This window comes from Acidovorax sp. SUPP2825 (genome assembly GCF_030158995.1).
Classification (GTDB): Bacteria; Pseudomonadota; Gammaproteobacteria; order Burkholderiales; family Burkholderiaceae_C; genus Paracidovorax.
Genome location: NZ_BQXK01000004.1, coordinates 226,536 through 241,048 on the forward strand (window position 1 = coordinate 226,536; position 14,513 = coordinate 241,048).

Annotated in this window: 15 protein-coding genes; 9 read left to right on the forward strand and 6 right to left on the reverse strand. The window is 67.6% G+C overall.

Going from position 1 to position 14,513, the window contains the following annotated elements:
* Nucleotides 1-78 precede the first annotated feature (78 nt).
* The 3 genes from yaaA (at nt 79) to queF (ending at nt 2,757) form a co-directional block, all read left to right on the forward strand.
* Entirely contained in the window at nt 79-855 is a 777-nt protein-coding gene (gene yaaA, locus AVAK2825_RS07540; RefSeq protein WP_284396117.1) for a peroxide stress protein YaaA, read from the forward strand.
* A gap of 86 nt (nt 856-941) precedes the next feature.
* Entirely contained in the window at nt 942-1,838 is an 897-nt protein-coding gene (locus tag AVAK2825_RS07545) for a 2OG-Fe(II) oxygenase (protein ID WP_284396119.1), read from the forward strand.
* Between the two features lie 73 nt (nt 1,839-1,911).
* Nucleotides 1,912-2,757, forward strand: coding sequence for an NADPH-dependent 7-cyano-7-deazaguanine reductase QueF (gene queF, locus AVAK2825_RS07550; RefSeq protein ID WP_284396122.1), 846 nt, complete (start codon nt 1,912-1,914; stop codon nt 2,755-2,757).
* Between the two features lie 45 nt (nt 2,758-2,802).
* Here queF and AVAK2825_RS07555 read toward each other — a convergent pair whose 3' ends face one another.
* The gene (locus tag AVAK2825_RS07555; RefSeq protein WP_284396124.1) at nt 2,803-3,657 is read right to left on the reverse strand and encodes a SirB1 family protein; all 855 of its coding nucleotides are present in this window, start codon (nt 3,655-3,657) and stop codon (nt 2,803-2,805) included.
* Between the two features lie 73 nt (nt 3,658-3,730).
* The gene (murJ, locus tag AVAK2825_RS07560) at nt 3,731-5,296 is read right to left on the reverse strand and encodes a murein biosynthesis integral membrane protein MurJ (RefSeq protein WP_272567837.1); all 1,566 of its coding nucleotides are present in this window, start codon (nt 5,294-5,296) and stop codon (nt 3,731-3,733) included.
* 180 nt (nt 5,297-5,476) lie between these two features.
* Between murJ and rpsT the strand changes: the two genes are divergently transcribed.
* Together rpsT and mqo are read left to right on the forward strand one after the other, a co-directional pair.
* The gene (rpsT, locus tag AVAK2825_RS07565) at nt 5,477-5,776 is read left to right on the forward strand and encodes a 30S ribosomal protein S20 (RefSeq protein WP_272551520.1); all 300 of its coding nucleotides are present in this window, start codon (nt 5,477-5,479) and stop codon (nt 5,774-5,776) included.
* A gap of 306 nt (nt 5,777-6,082) precedes the next feature.
* Nucleotides 6,083-7,792, forward strand: coding sequence for a malate dehydrogenase (quinone) (gene mqo / locus AVAK2825_RS07570; RefSeq protein WP_284396130.1), 1,710 nt, complete (start codon nt 6,083-6,085; stop codon nt 7,790-7,792).
* 251 nt (nt 7,793-8,043) lie between these two features.
* Here mqo and AVAK2825_RS07575 read toward each other — a convergent pair whose 3' ends face one another.
* Complete coding sequence (locus AVAK2825_RS07575; RefSeq protein ID WP_284396132.1) at nt 8,044-8,376, reverse strand: DUF3579 domain-containing protein; 333 nt, start codon at nt 8,374-8,376, stop codon at nt 8,044-8,046.
* A gap of 253 nt (nt 8,377-8,629) precedes the next feature.
* On the opposite strand from AVAK2825_RS07575, the gene AVAK2825_RS07580 reads away from it, so the two are divergent.
* From AVAK2825_RS07580 to AVAK2825_RS07595, 4 genes are all read left to right on the forward strand, one after another.
* Nucleotides 8,630-9,826, forward strand: coding sequence for an aspartate aminotransferase family protein (locus tag AVAK2825_RS07580; protein ID WP_284396135.1), 1,197 nt, complete (start codon nt 8,630-8,632; stop codon nt 9,824-9,826).
* A 10-nt stretch (nt 9,827-9,836) separates the two neighbouring features.
* Nucleotides 9,837-10,760: an ornithine carbamoyltransferase gene (argF, locus tag AVAK2825_RS07585; RefSeq protein ID WP_284396138.1), complete on the forward strand. Its 924-nt coding sequence runs from the start codon at nt 9,837-9,839 to the stop codon at nt 10,758-10,760.
* A gap of 43 nt (nt 10,761-10,803) precedes the next feature.
* Nucleotides 10,804-11,475, forward strand: coding sequence for an HD domain-containing protein (locus tag AVAK2825_RS07590; RefSeq protein WP_284396141.1), 672 nt, complete (start codon nt 10,804-10,806; stop codon nt 11,473-11,475).
* A gap of 81 nt (nt 11,476-11,556) precedes the next feature.
* On the forward strand, nt 11,557-12,018 hold the full coding sequence (locus tag AVAK2825_RS07595) for a hypothetical protein (RefSeq protein WP_284396145.1): 462 nt from the start codon (nt 11,557-11,559) through the stop codon (nt 12,016-12,018).
* Between the two features lie 19 nt (nt 12,019-12,037).
* On the opposite strand, the gene AVAK2825_RS07600 is transcribed toward AVAK2825_RS07595, so the two are convergent.
* The 3 genes from AVAK2825_RS07600 to AVAK2825_RS07610 are packed head-to-tail and all read right to left on the reverse strand — an operon-like array spanning nt 12,038 to nt 14,473.
* Nucleotides 12,038-12,277: a hypothetical protein gene (locus tag AVAK2825_RS07600; protein WP_284396148.1), complete on the reverse strand. Its 240-nt coding sequence runs from the start codon at nt 12,275-12,277 to the stop codon at nt 12,038-12,040.
* 4 nt (nt 12,278-12,281) lie between these two features.
* Complete coding sequence (gene feoB, locus AVAK2825_RS07605; RefSeq protein ID WP_284396151.1) at nt 12,282-14,168, reverse strand: ferrous iron transporter B; 1,887 nt, start codon at nt 14,166-14,168, stop codon at nt 12,282-12,284.
* Entirely contained in the window at nt 14,165-14,473 is a 309-nt protein-coding gene (locus tag AVAK2825_RS07610) for a FeoA family protein (RefSeq protein WP_502870508.1), read from the reverse strand. The genes feoB and AVAK2825_RS07610 overlap by 4 nt, the downstream gene beginning before the upstream one ends.
* Nucleotides 14,474-14,513: the final 40 nt, after the last annotated feature.

Genomic DNA, 14,513 nt, shown 5'->3' on the forward strand with positions numbered 1-14,513 from the left:
GGTTGTCGTCTTTGCCGGAAAGCCCGCTGCCGGGCTTTCCGCTTCCCCCTCCGAGGTCACCGGACCATCGCGACTCCCATGCTGTTCCTGCTGTCTCCCGCCAAATCCCTGGACTACGACACGCCCCTGCCCGAAGGCGTCGGGCACACGCTGCCGCAGTTCGTCCCCCAGTCCACCCGGCTCATCGAAGTGCTGCGGCAGAAGTCGCCGCAGGACGTTGCCGCCCTGATGGGCATCAGCGATCCGCTGGCCACGCTGAACGTGGCGCGGTATGCCGCATGGCGGCCGAAGTTCACTGCGGCCAATGCGCGCCAGGCCGTGCTGGCCTTCAACGGCGATGTGTACGAAGGCCTGCAGGCCCGCTCGCTCACGCTGGCCGAGCTGGACTGGGCCCAGCGCCATGTCGCCATCCTGAGCGGCCTGTACGGCGTGCTGCGCCCGCTGGACCGCATGCAGCCCTACCGTCTGGAAATGGGCACCCGGCTCGCCACCGATGCGGGCGCCAACCTGTACCAGTTCTGGGGGGCGTCGATTGCGGAGCACCTCAACCGGCAACTGGCGGCCGACGCCACGCCGGTGGTCGTGAACCTGGCGTCGCAGGAATACTTCAAGTCGGTGGACCGCAAGGTGCTGAAGGCGCGCGTCATCGAGTGCGTGTTTGAAGACTGGAAAGGCGGGGCCTACAAGATCATCAGCTTCCACGCCAAGCGGGCGCGCGGGCTCATGGCGCGCCATGCCATCCAACACCAGGTGGCCACACCGCGCCAGCTCGAGGGTTTTGACCTGGAAGGCTATGCTTTCGCCAGTGCCGCCTCCACGCCGGAGCGGCTCGTGTTCCGCCGCAAGGCCGCCTGAGGGCGGATGGCCCCGCGCCTCCCGGCCCCGACGATCGACTGGATTCCTCTTCCCGAAACGCCAACGCCACTGACGCCCACCACGCCATGCCCGCACGTTCCCGCCAGACCACCTCCTCCGCCCCGGCCGATGCCCCGTCCCAATCCGTGACGCCGGAGCTGCGCGAATGGATCATCGCGCAGGCCCAGGCCGGTTTTCAGGCGCCGGTGGTGCTCCAGTCCATGCTCGACGCGGGCTGGCGGGAGGACGTGGCCGCGCACGCCATGGAGCATGTGCTGCGCGACCACCTGGAAGCGCTGGCGGTGCAGCAGGGGCAGCCTCCTGCCTCGCGCGTGCCCGAACCGGCCGTGGGCGAATCGCCGCTCTTCATCGACGTGGGCGACCGCCAGGTCGAGGTACTGATGTCCATGGCCCAGCCCCGCGTGGTGCTGTTCGGCAACCTGCTCTCGCCCGAGGAGTGCGAAGCGCTGGTGGCCGAAGCCGAGCCGCGCATGGCGCGTTCGCTCACCGTGGCCACGCGCACGGGCGGCGAAGAGGTGAACGACGACCGCACGAGCGACGGCATGTTCTTCCAGATCGGCGAGAACGCGGTGGTGCGCCTCCTGGAAGAGCGCATCGCCAAGCTGGTGAACTGGCCGCTGGAAAACGGCGAAGGCCTGCAGGTGCTGCACTACCGCCCGGGCGCGGAGTACAAGCCCCACTACGACTACTTCGACCCTGCCGAGCCCGGCACGCCGACCATCCTGCGCCGCGGCGGGCAGCGGGTGGCCACGCTGGTGATCTACCTGAACAACCCGGACAAGGGCGGCGGCACCACCTTCCCCGACGTGCACCTGGAGATCGCGCCGCGCCAGGGCAACGCGGTGTTCTTCAGCTACGAACGCCCCCACCCGTCCACGCGCACACTGCACGGCGGCGCGCCGGTGATCGCCGGCGAGAAGTGGATCGCTACCAAATGGCTGCGCGAACGAAAATTCGAATGAAATCGGCCTGACGCCCTAGTTCTCATTGCCTCCATAGCTATTAAATCAATAGCAAACAGAAACACGGAGTTCCATGAACACCCCCGAACAATCGCAGCTGGGCCGCGCATCCGCCTATGCGGACCAGTACGACGCCGCCCTGCTCTTTCCGATCCCCCGGGCCGGCAAGCGGGCGGAGATCGGCATCGGCGACACGCCGCCCTTCTTCGGCGCCGACCTGTGGACGGCGTTCGAGCTGTCCTGGCTCAACCCGCGCGGCAAGCCGCAGGTGGCGATCGCCCATGTGACGGTGCCGTGCGAGACGCCGAACATCGTCGAGAGCAAGTCGTTCAAGCTCTACCTGAACAGCTTCAACAACACGCGCTTCACGGACGCCGCCGAGGTGCAGGCCCGCATCCGCGCCGACGTGAGCGAAGCCGTCTGGCGCGGGGCGCCCCACGCAGGCACGGTGGGCGTGAAGCTGCTGCAGCCCGAGCTGTTCGACCGCGAGCCCGTGCAGGAACTGGACGGCCTGCTGCTCGACCGCCTGGACGTGGAATGCACGAAGTACACGCCGGCCCCCGAGCTGCTGTCGGCCAACCATGCCGAGACGCCGGTGACCGAGGCGCTCACGAGCCACCTGCTGAAAAGCAACTGCCTGGTGACCGGCCAGCCGGACTGGGGCAGCGTGCGCATCCACTACAGCGGCCCGCAGATCGACCAGGCCGGGCTGCTGCAGTACCTGGTGAGCTTTCGCAACCACAACGAATTCCACGAGCAGTGCGTGGAGCGCATCTTCATGGACGTGTGGACGCGCTGCAAGCCGATCAAGCTGTCGGTGTATGCGCGCTACACCCGCCGCGGCGGGCTGGACATCAACCCGCTGCGCACCAGCCACCCGCAAGCCCTGCCACCCAACGTGCGCACGGCGCGCCAGTAAGAGCGCCCAGCAGAGCCCTTCCAGCGCCGTTGGCCGTGCTGCGCCTCAGTTGCTGGCGCGGCGCAGCAGGCTCACGCGCTCGGCGATGGCGTCGATGTCGAGCCCGTCTTCCACGCGCGCCAGGTACGTCTCGAGGTCGGCCACGGCCAATGCCGTGTCGCCCCGCTCCGCATGGGCCAGGCCCCGGTCCCGCCACTCGCCCCAGGCGTCGGGCAGCAGCACGATGAGCCGGTCCTGCACGGCCACCAGCCGCGCCCAGTCCTTTTGCGAGCGGTGGATCTCCTTGAGGTTGCGCAGCATGCGCGCGATCACGTCGCGCGGCGGCGCCGCCTGCAGGTACAGGCCCAGCGGAATGTCGTAGTCGTCCACCAAACCGCTGCTGCGGTGCCGGTAGGGTTCGAGCCGCTCGGACAGCTCTTCCCGCGACAGCGACTGGCCCGTGGTCGGGTCCATCACCACCTGCCCTTTGGGCAACAGCACCTTGATCATGAAGTGCCCAGGAAACGAGACGCCGCGCGCGTGCAGGTCCAGCCCCTGGGCCAGTTCCATCCACACCAGCGCCAGCGAAATCGGAATGCCCCGTCGCGTGCGCAGCACGGCATTGAGGTAGCTGTTCTCGGGGTCGTAGTAATCGTTGACGTTGCCCGCGAAGCCCAGGTCGCCGAAGAAGAACTGGTTGAGCGAGCGCAGGCGCTGCAGCGACGACGCATCGGCGGGCAGCCGCCGGCGCAGCCGGGCGAGCAGCTGGTCCACGTCGCCGAGCAACTGCTGCACGTCCAGCTCGGGGTACTCGTCCTGCGCGATGGACGCCGCCGCCTCCAGCAGGGGAAACTGGTCGTCGCTGCGCACCAGCGTGGCGAAGTACTCCAGCGGAGTGGGAAGGGAATAGCTCAGGGCCATTGGAGGGTTGTAAGGGGCGTGCCGGGCGGCGTCAAGCGGGGTTCCGAAGGGACGAAACCCGGCGCGAAGGCGGTCAGCGGCGCAGCAGTTCGCGCAGCTTGAGGCCCGCCGCCCAGAGCGCCCCGAAATACAGCAGCGCCGCGCCGCCCATCAGCAGGGCCAGAAGCCCGGCGCGCTGCCCCTCGTGCGCCCGCAGGGCCAGCCAGTCGAAATGGCGCGATCCCCACATCAGCAGCACCGCCAGCAGCGCGCTGGCGGCCACCACCTGCAGCGCCAGCCGGGCCCATCCGGGCTGGGGCTGGTAGGTGCCGCGCCGCAGCAGGCCGATCAGCAGCCACAGCGCATTGATCAGGGCCCCGAGGCCGATGGACAGCGCAAGGCCCGCGTGGTCGATCAGCGGCACCAGCGCGGCGTTCAAGAGCTGCGTGACCACCAGCACCACGATGGCGATGCGCACCGGCGTGCGGATGTCCTGGCTGGCGTAGTAGCCGGGTGCCAGCACCTTGATCGCCACCAGGCCCAGCAGCCCCGCGCCGTAGCCGGCCAGGGCCAGGGCGATCTGGCCGACGTCGCTGTCCTGCAGCGCGCCGTGGTGGAACAGCGTGGCCACCAGGGGCTCGGCAAAGGTGAGCAGGCCCACCGCGCAGGGCACGGACAGCACCACGACGATGCGCAGCCCCCAGTCGAGCATGGACGAGTAGCGGGCGGCATCGCCGGCCGCCTTGGCGGCCGCCAGTTGCGGCGTCAGCACCACGCCCAGCGCCACGCCCAGCAGCGAGGTGGGAAACTCCATGAGCCGGTCGGCGTAGAACAGCCAGGTCACGCTGCCCGGCGCAAGGTACGAGGCGATCTGCGTGTTGATCATGAGCGAGATCTGCGCCACGCCCACGCCCAGCAACGCCGGGCCCATCAGGGTGAGGATGCGGCGAACGCCCGGGTCGTGCCACGCCGTGCGAATGGCCCCGGGGGTGAGGCCGATGCGCGGCAGCAGGCCCAGCCGGAACAGCGCGGGCAGTTGCACCGCCAGTTGCGTGATGCCGCCCAGCATCACGCCTCCGGCCATGGCATAGATGGGCTCGATGCCGCGCGCAGCCAGCTGCGGCGCGCCCAGCCAGGCGGCGGCGATCATGCAGACGTTGAGCAGCACCGGCGTGGCCGCCGGCACGGCGAAGCGCTTCCAGGTGTTGAGCACGCCGGCCGAGAGGGCCACCAGCGACATGAAGCCGATGTATGGGAACATCCAGCGCGTCATGACCACGGCGGCATCGAACCCGCCGGCGCTCTGGCGCAGGCCGCTGGCGAGCAGCCACACCAGCAGCGGCGCGCCCAGCACGCCCAGCACGCAGGTCAGCAGCAGCACCCAGAACAGCACCGTCGCCACGCTGGCGATGAGCCGGCGCGTGGCCTCGTCGCCGTGCTGGGCCTTGTGCGCCGCGAGCACGGGCACGAAGGCCTGGCTGAAGGCCCCTTCGGCGAACAGCCGGCGAAACAGGTTGGGAATGCGGAAAGCGACGTTGAAGGCGTCGGTGAGCGCATTGGCCCCGAACAGCGAGGCCATCAGCAGATCGCGCACCAGGCCCGTCACGCGGGAGGCCAGGGTCAGCAGGGAAACGGTGGAGGCGGCTTTGAACAGGGACACGGCCGCGAGTGTATGCGCTGCGCTGCGGCCGGCGCCGGTCCGCGGAATGCCTGCCCCTCGGACCTCACCGAAGGGAGCCGCCTGCCTGCGTCGAAGCGACCCTGCGGCCTCGCCCGAGTCGCTGGGCTATAATCGCGGGCTTTGCTGACATCATCCTCAGACACTTAAGGAAAATTTACCATGGCATCTGCCAAGCCCAAGAAAAAGAACCCCCGTCTCGCCTCCGGCCGCAAGCGCGTCCGCCAGGACGTCAAGCTGAACGCCGCGAACACCTCGCTGCGCTCCAAGTACCGTACCGCGGTCAAGAATGTCGAGAAGGCCGTCCTGGCCGGCGACAAGACCAAGGCCACCGAACTGTTTGCGAAGATGCAAGCCGTCGTCGACACCATCGCCGACAAGGGCATCTTCCACAAGAACAAGGCCGCTCGCGACAAGAGCCGCCTGTCCGCCAAGGTGAAAACCCTGGCCCTGGCCGCCTGACCTTTCAGGCAAACAGCCCGGACGGCCCTGCCGTCCGCCGTTTGTAACGGGTGCGCTGTCAGCAAAACGAAAGAACCGCCTTCGGGCGGTTTTTTTGTGCCCGAAACACGGCCAACCCAATATCCATGCGGGTTTGCGGCCGGTGAGCCCGATTTTCACCGGCCGATTTCGTGAAACTTTGATGTTTGTCAGGGTATTTACCTAATGGGACAATTCCCGATGTCAGGGAGCTTCAATTTTTGATAAGCGTGAAAGCCTGCCGAGTCCGCGCAGGCTTTTTCAATTGCAATCAGTCCAACCAAATCTATGAAAAAGTCGATCAAAGCGTTGTTAGGCGCCGTTGTGGTGCTGATCCTTGCGGCCGTCCTGTTCCTGTACTGGCCGCTCTTTCCCCGCTCCGTTCCTCCTGCCGAGAACGACCAGCCCGTCGACGTCGTGATGGTGGGCGCGGGCGTGATGAGCGCCACGCTCGCCACCTACCTGCAGGAGTTGCAGCCGGACTGGAAGATCGAGGTGTTCGAGCGCCTGGACGGCGTGGCGCTGGAAAGCTCCAATGGCTGGAACAACGCGGGCACGGGCCACTCGGGCTTCGCGGAACTGAACTACACGCCCGAGCTGCCCGATGGCACGATCGAGACCAAGCGCGCCGTCGGCATCGCCGAGCAGTTTGAGGTGTCGCGCCAGTTCTGGGCGCACCAGATCGGCCGCGGCAACATGCAGTCGCCCGAAACCTTCGTGAACCCCACGCCGCACATGAGCTTCGTCTGGGGTGACGAAAACATCGAATACCTGCGCAAGCGCCGCGAGGCCCTGATCAAGAACCCCCTGTTCTACGGCATGGAGTACTCGGAAGACCAGGCGCAGATCCAGAAGTGGGCGCCTCTGATGATCGAAGGGCGCGACCCGAAGCAGAAGGTGGCCGCCACCTTCATGCCCCTGGGCACCGACGTCAACTACGGCGCCGTGACCAGCCAGCTGGTCCAGGGCCTGCGCAAGAGCCCCAACTTCCAGCTGCACCTGCAAAACGAAGTGCGCGCGCTGCGCCAGAACGACGACAAGACCTGGAACGTGACCGTGGCCCACCTGGGCGACGGCGGCAAGGAACGGACCGTCAAGGCCAAGTTCGTCTTCGTGGGCGCCGGTGGCGCCGCGCTGCAGCTGCTGCAGGCTTCGGGCATTCCCGAATCGAAGGACTATGCGGGCTTTCCAGTCGGAGGCCAGTTCCTGTCCATCGAGAACGCCGCCCTGACCGCCCGCCACACGGTGAAGGCTTACGGCAAGGCCGCCACGGGCTCGCCCCCGATGTCGGTGCCCCACCTCGACGCCCGCAACATGGACGGCCAGCCCGTCGTGCTGTTCGGACCGTTCGCGCTGGCCACCAGCAAATTCCTCAAGCAGGGCTCCTGGTTCGACCTGTTCTCTTCCGTCACGCACGACAACCTGGTGGGCATGCTGCGCGTGGGCATCCACAACCTGGACCTGGTCAAGTACCTGCTGCAACAGGCCGAGCTGACCGATGACGACCGCCAGCGCGCGCTGCAGGATTACTTCCCCAACGCCAAGCGCGAAGACTGGAAGCTCATCACCGCGGGCCAGCGCGTTCAGGTCATCAAGCGCGACCCCAAGGAAGGCGCGGTGCTGCAGTTCGGCACCGAGATCGTGTCCGACAAGGACGGCACCATTGCCGCCCTGATGGGCGCATCGCCCGGTGCCTCCACCGCCCCGCACATCATGCTGAACCTGATGGCCAAGGCCTTCCCCCAGCAGATGACGGACACCGGCTGGAAGGCGCGCCTGAAGGAGATCATTCCTTCCTACGGCCGCAAGCTCAATGAAGACCCGGCCCTGACCAACGAGATCCGCCGCATGACCAGCAGCGCCCTGCACCTGCCCTACCTGGACGTGCCGGCCACCCTGGGCAAGACGGCGGCGACGGCGGCCGGCGCAGCGCCCGCACAGCCCAAGGCGCCGGAGGCCGCAGGCCCCAGGACGAACAAGGAAATGCAGGCGCTCTGACGCCGGCGCCCCACCTGCGCGGCTGCGGCCGCGCCTGATCGCCCCGCTACTGCGACGCTGCAGTGCGGGGCTTTTTCATGGCGGCGCAGGTCATCTGCGGTGGGTCGGCCCAGATTGGGTCGGGCCTCGAAATCGCGGATCGGAAGGCGCTCGCCAGCCCGTCTTCCGACGCCCATGAAAAAGCCCCCGAAGGGGCTTTGACCATTTATTCGTTCCCGCCGCCAGCGCCAGAGCGCTGCGACATGGCGCCGTCAGCCTTTGCGGGCGATGTCAGGCGCTTGGTCCGGCAGAAGGCAGGCCTCGGCCACCTGCAACTGGTTGTCGCGCGCGAAGTTCATGACGAAATCCCACGCCATGGGTTCGTGGCCCTGCAGGTCCCGGTGCACGATCACGCACTTGATGCCATTGAGCGTGGTGGGCACGCACCAGGGCGAATAGCTCAGGTGGCTGCCGGGGCGGGCGCCGCCGGGGCGGAACTGGCTCATGACCCCCGCCAGGCGCTCCGCCCAATCGCTGGGGCGGAAGGTTTTCCCGTCGAGGGTGATGCCCTGGATGAAAACTTCTTTGGAGGTGGGGGAAACCATCAGGATCGGGGGTCGTTGGGGGGAAGTCGCCGCAGGATCGCCGCATGGCGCGCCACAGGCCGGCATTCTAACTCTTATATAAGAGCTAACCCATCCAAAGACCCCTGGATCGGCGCTGGACGGCGCATGGCTGTGATGCGCAATCGTCAACAGCCATGCAAAGCCCTGCCCCTAGAATCGTGCTTCGTTTTGCCGGCCACGAGCCGGCTCAGCCCCTCCCCCTTTCGCACTGCCCTTCTCTGGAGATTTCCGCATGACCGCTTCCGCCCCGGCCGCCTCGCCCCACGTGATGAACACCTACGGCCGCCTGCCGATCGCGCTGGAACGTGGCCAGGGCGTGCACGTGTGGGACGTGGACGGCAAGCAATACATCGACGCGCTCGGCGGCATCGCGGTCAACACGGTGGGCCACAACCACCCCAAGCTGGTGCCCGCGCTGCAGGAGCAGATCGCCAAGCTGATCCACAGCTCCAACTACTACCACGTGCCCCTGCAGGAGCAACTGGCCGCCCAGTTGGTGGAGCGCTCGGGCATGACCAACGTCTTCTTCTGCAACTCGGGCCTCGAAGCCAACGAAGCCGCGCTGAAGCTGGCCCGCAAGTTCGGCCACGACAAAGGCATCGACAAGCCCGTGGTCGTGGTCTATGAAAAAGCCTTCCACGGCCGCTCGATCGCCACGCTGTCGGCCACCGGCAACCCCAAGGTGCAGGCCGGGTTCGGCCCGCTGGTGGAGGGCTTCATCCGCGTGCCGATGAACGACATCGACGCCATCCGGCAGGCCACCGAAGGCAACCCGAACGTGGTGGCCGTGTTCTTCGAGACCATCCAGGGCGAAGGCGGCGTGAACCCCATGCGCATCGACTACCTGCAGCAGCTGCGCCAACTGTGCGACGAGCGCGACTGGCTCATGATGATCGACGAGGTGCAGTGCGGCATGGGCCGCACCGGCAAGTGGTTCGCGCACCAGTGGGCCGGCATCGTGCCGGACGTGATGCCCCTGGCCAAGGGCCTGGGCTCGGGCGTGCCGATCGGCGCCGTCGTGGCCGGCCCCAAGGCCGCGAATATCTTCGCACCCGGCAACCACGGCACCACCTTCGGCGGCAACCCGCTGGCCATGCGTGCCGGCGTGGAAACCATCCGCATCATGGAAGAGGACGGCCTGCTGCAGAACGCCGCCGTCGTGGGCGCGCACCTGAAGGCCGCGCTGGAGCGCGAGCTGGGCGGCCTGCCCGGCGTGAAGGAAATCCGCGGCCAGGGCCTGATGCTCGGCGTGGAACTGACCAAGCCCTGCGGCGCGCTGGTCGGCCGCGCGGCCGAGGCCGGCCTGCTGCTGTCCGTGACGGCCGACACCGTGATCCGCATGGTGCCGTCGCTCATCCTCACCCAGGCCGAGGCCGACGAAATCGTGGCCCTGCTGGTTCCCCTGGTCAAGGCGCTGCTCGCCGAATGAACGTTCCGTTATGAAGCATTACCTGCAATTCAACGATCTCACCGCCGACGAGTACGCCTACCTGTTCAGCCGCGCGGCCGTCATCAAGGGCAAATTCAAGAGCTACGAGAAGCACCACCCTCTGACCGACCGCACGCTGGCCATGATCTTCGAGAAGGCCAGCACGCGCACCCGCGTGAGCTTCGAGGCCGGCATGTACCAACTGGGCGGCAGCGTGGTGCACCTGACCACCGGCGACAGCCAGCTGGGCCGCGCCGAGCCCATCGAGGACAGCGCGAAGGTCATCAGCCGCATGGTGGACTTGGTGATGATCCGCACCTACGAGCAGACCAAGATCGAGGCCTTCGCCGCCCACTCCCGCGTGCCGGTCATCAACGGGCTGACGAACGAGTTCCATCCCTGCCAGATCCTCGCGGACATCTTCACGTACATCGAGCACCGCGGCACCATCCGGGGCAAGACCGTGGCCTGGGTGGGCGATGGCAACAACATGGCCAACACCTGGCTGCAGGCGGCCGAGCTGCTGGGCTTCACCGTGCACGTGAGCACACCGCGCGGCTACGAGATCGATGAGAAATTGGCCCTCGGCGCAAATGGTTCTAGGGCAGATAGCTATAAATTTTATAGCAACCCGCTGGAAGCCTGTGCCGGCGCCGACCTAGTGACCACCGACGTGTGGACCAGCATGGGCTATGAAGCCGAGAACGAAGAGCGCAAGAAGGCCTTTGCCGACTGGTGCGTCGATGCCGAAATGATGGCGGCCGCCAAGCCGGACGCCCTGTTCATGCACTGCCTGCCCGCCCACCGTGGCGAGGAAGTCGAGGCCGACGTGATCGACGGCCCGCAGTCCGTGGTGTGGGACGAGGCCGAAAACCGCATGCATGCGCAGAAGGCGCTCATGGAATACCTGCTGCTCGGCCGCATCACCAGCTGATCGCCGAAATCGCCACCTCCTCCTCCGCCCCAACCGCCGCCGCATGAAGCCCAGCCAAGGTGAACTGCTGGCGCGCTGGGAGGCCCTGGGCACCGCGCTGGAGCGTGCCGGCCCCGCATGGACCGCCGAGGGCCGGCGCCTGCTGCACCACTGGGGCCGGTGGCCCCGCGCCTACCACGACACCCGCCACCTGCACGCCTGCCTCCTGCACCTGGAGGCCGTGCAGGCCGCCCAGCCGACAGCGCTGCAGCAGCCGCACGCTGTCGAACTGGCCCTGTGGTTCCACGACGCGATCTACTGGCCCTGGAGCGGGCACAACGAAGAACGCAGCGCGCAATGGGCGCGTCGGTTCCTGCTGGCCCAGCGGTTGCCCGAGGGCCTGGTGCAGACGGTGGAGCGCCACATCATGGACACGCGCCACACGCCCGATGCGCCGCTGGAGGGCGACGCGTGCTGGGTGGTGGACATCGATCTCGCCGTGCTGGGCGCCCCGCCCGAGGTGTATGGCGAATTCGAGCGTAACGTGCGGCGCGAATACCGGTTCGTGCGTTGGCCGCGCTACGTCGCGGGGCGCACCGCGGTGCTGCGGTCGTTCATGGATCGGCCACACGTCTACGCGACCCCCTGGTTCAGGGCGCAACGCGAAGCGCAGGCACGCCTCAATCTCCAGCAGGCCGTTGCGGCGCTGGGGCGGGGTGTGCTGTTCGGCGAATGATTTTTCCAACAGCGTCTGGCGCCATCGAACCCGACAGGAAAACCGCCGAATGAGAGCCGAAACATCCAGGGCCAGAAGGCAATGACCATCAAGCACTTCCTGGCTTCGGCCCTTTTTGCAGGCGCAGGCATCGCTTCTTTCGCCTCCCCCACGAGCGATTTCGACAAGACGCTCCAGCCCAAGAAATACCGTCTCGGCCCGATCAAGTCAGTCGTGGTGCAGGACCGCACTGCCAAGGGTTTCGGCGCGGAGGCCGACTGCGGGCACCTGGCGATCGACGAGAAAAGGGTGCGCTTCTTTTTGGCGAATGCCCAGTTCCGCAGCGAGTATCAATACAGCCAGGAACTGCAGACCGGCGATTGCAACGCACAGGCCAGGGTGATATTCCAGGATGGCCGAACCGCCAAAGTCTCCATCGACCACTGGACGGGGTGGGGCGCGATCACGGCCCGGGGAGCGACCTACTTTCTGCGGTGCGAAGCCTGCACCGACATCCTGCAGACCGGCTTTCCATTCGACGCCCGCAAGCTGGCTCCGCCTTGAGCCTGCCGCCGTGGCGCCCCTACTTCGGCACCGAAGAACGGCTGCCCGGCATCTGCACGACCTGCTCCTTCCCTACCGCACTGCCGCCCGTCCCGCAGCCGCCCGAATCGCAGCTGCTGCAGCCCCCGCAGCTGCTCGACTGCGCCAACGCCGGGTGTACGCGGTCCAGGCGGGTGCGCCAGCGGGCGGGCATCCACTTCCACACCATGTAGGCCACGGCGAGAGCGACGATCACGCCGACGATGATTTCCTGGGCCATGGGCTCAGCCTCCTCCCAGCGCCAGGGCCAGGCGATACGTGATGAAGCTGGCGGCGTACGCCAGCGCGAACAGGTAGCCGGTCATCAGCAGCGGATAGCGCCAGCTGTTGGTCTCGCGGCGCACGGCGGCGATGGTCGAGATGCACTGCGGCGCGAAGACGAACCACGCCAGCAGCGACAGCGCCGTGGCCAGCGACCAGCTCTGGGCGATCAGCGGGCCCAGTTGGGTGGCCACTTCCTCGCCGGTGGCCGAGAGGGCATACACGGTGCCCAGCGCCCCCACCGCCACTTCGCGCGCGGCCATGCCGGGCACCAGGGCGATGGCGATCTGCCAGTTGAAGCCGATCGGCGCCACCAGCACCTCCAGCACGCTGCCGATGCGGCCGGCGAAGCTGTACTGGATGGCAGCGCCGGTGGCGCCCTCGGGCGGCGCGGGATAGGTGGAGAGGAACCACAGCAGGATGGTGACGGCCAGGATGATGCCGCCCACGCGGCGGATGAAGATCAGCGCGCGCTCGTACAGTCCCTGCGCCAGGCTGCGCACGCTGGGCCAGCGGTAGGCGGGCAGTTCCATCAGCAGCGGCGCGTGGCCGGCGCCCCGGCGCGCGAGGCGGGCGACCGCCGCCACAGCCATGGCGCTCACGATGCCGCCGAAATACAGCGCGAACAGCACCAGCCCCTGCAGGTTGAACACGCCGCCCACGGTCTGCTCGGGGATGAACGCGCCGATGAGCAGCGCATACACCGGCAGGCGCGCGGAACAGGTCATGAGGGGCGCGATCATGATGGTGACCAGCCGATCGCGCCAGTGGGTGATCGAGCGCGTGGCCATCACGCCGGGCACGGCGCAGGCAAAACTCGACAGCAGCGGAATGAACGACCGCCCCGACAGCCCCACCGTGCCCATGACGCGGTCGAGCAGGAAGGCCGCGCGCGGCAGGTAGCCGGAGTCTTCCAGCGCCAGGATGAAAAAGAACAGGATCAGGATCTGCGGCAGGAACACCAGCACCCCGCCCGCGCCTGCCAAGATGCCGTCGGTGAGCAGGCTGCGCAGCACGCCATCGGCCATGTGCGCATTGATCCAGGCCGACAGCCCGTCCACGCCGGCCTTGATGGCGTCCATGGGCATCGCGGCCCAGCTGAACACGGCCTGGAACATGAGGAACAGCGTGACGGCCAGCAGCAACAGGCCCCACACCGGGTGGAGCACCACGGCGTCGATGCGGTCGTCGTTGCGCAGGCTGACCGCGGGCTCGCGCACGGCGGCGGCCATGATGCGGCGCACTTCCTGGTGCAGTTGCAGCACCTGGGCGCGCAGGTCCACGCCCGCCGCCCGGTGCACGGACGCCGTGCCCTCCAATGCCTGCGGCGCCTGGGTGTCGAGCCACTGCAGCAATTCCTGCGCGCCGTCGCTGCGCACGCCCACGGTGGACAGCACCGGCATGCCGAGTTCGCGCGAGAGGGCTTCGCGGTCGATCTCGATGCGCTGGCGCGCCGCCATGTCGCTCATGTTAAGCACCAGCACCATCGGCAGCCCCAGCGCGCGGGCCTCCAGCACCAGGCGCAGGTTCAGGCGCAGGTGGGTGGCATCGGTCACGCAGACCAGTAGGTCGGGCACGGCCTCACCGGGCCGCTCGCCGGTGACGATGTCGCGCGTGACGGCTTCGTCGGCGCTGTGGGCGTTCAGACTGTAGGCACCGGGCAGGTCCAGCACGCGCACGCGGCGGCCGCTGGCGGTGTGCAGCAGGCCTTCCTTGCGCTCGACGGTCACGCCAGCGTAGTTGGCCACCTTCTGGCGGGCGCCGGTGAGCAGGTTGAACAGCGCGGTCTTGCCGCAGTTGGGGTTGCCCAGCAGCGCGATGCGCAGGGGCGACGTGGCAGCGCCGCTCATGCGGGCGCTCCGGCTTGCACATGCACCAGCGCGGCCTCGTGGCGGCGCAGTGCGAAGGTGGCCTGGCCCACGCGCACGGCCAGGGGATCGCCGCCGGGGAAGCCGCTGGCCACCACGCGCACGGGCTCGCCGGGCAGGAAGCCGATTTCCATGAGGCGCTGGATCACCGCGCGCTCCTGTTCGTTGCGGGCCGGCTGCAGCGCCGTCACATGGGCGTGCACCTGCCGCGGGAGGCGGTCCAGGCCCGTGGCGGTGGGCAAGGCAGTGCCTGGGGCCAGCGCAGGGCCCGAAGATTCTTCAGTCATCTTCATCGGATTGTTATGAATGAGTTTAGTTCTCATTTTA

Coding starts and splice junctions, on each gene's coding strand:
- feoB (WP_284396151.1), bottom strand. CDS start 14,168: ATGAGCGGCGCTGCCACGTCGCCCCTGCGCATCGCGCTGCTGGGCAAC.
- mqo (WP_284396130.1), top strand. CDS start 6,083: ATGAAAAAGTCGATCAAAGCGTTGTTAGGCGCCGTTGTGGTGCTGATC.
- rpsT (WP_272551520.1), top strand. CDS start 5,477: ATGGCATCTGCCAAGCCCAAGAAAAAGAACCCCCGTCTCGCCTCCGGC.
- AVAK2825_RS07600 (WP_284396148.1), bottom strand. CDS start 12,277: ATGGCCCAGGAAATCATCGTCGGCGTGATCGTCGCTCTCGCCGTGGCC.
- queF (WP_284396122.1), top strand. CDS start 1,912: ATGAACACCCCCGAACAATCGCAGCTGGGCCGCGCATCCGCCTATGCG.
- argF (WP_284396138.1), top strand. CDS start 9,837: ATGAAGCATTACCTGCAATTCAACGATCTCACCGCCGACGAGTACGCC.
- AVAK2825_RS07555 (WP_284396124.1), bottom strand. CDS start 3,657: ATGGCCCTGAGCTATTCCCTTCCCACTCCGCTGGAGTACTTCGCCACG.
- AVAK2825_RS07545 (WP_284396119.1), top strand. CDS start 942: ATGCCCGCACGTTCCCGCCAGACCACCTCCTCCGCCCCGGCCGATGCC.
- AVAK2825_RS07575 (WP_284396132.1), bottom strand. CDS start 8,376: ATGGTTTCCCCCACCTCCAAAGAAGTTTTCATCCAGGGCATCACCCTC.
- AVAK2825_RS07610 (WP_502870508.1), bottom strand. CDS start 14,473: ATGACTGAAGAATCTTCGGGCCCTGCGCTGGCCCCAGGCACTGCCTTG.
- AVAK2825_RS07590 (WP_284396141.1), top strand. CDS start 10,804: ATGAAGCCCAGCCAAGGTGAACTGCTGGCGCGCTGGGAGGCCCTGGGC.
- AVAK2825_RS07580 (WP_284396135.1), top strand. CDS start 8,630: ATGACCGCTTCCGCCCCGGCCGCCTCGCCCCACGTGATGAACACCTAC.
- AVAK2825_RS07595 (WP_284396145.1), top strand. CDS start 11,557: ATGACCATCAAGCACTTCCTGGCTTCGGCCCTTTTTGCAGGCGCAGGC.
- yaaA (WP_284396117.1), top strand. CDS start 79: ATGCTGTTCCTGCTGTCTCCCGCCAAATCCCTGGACTACGACACGCCC.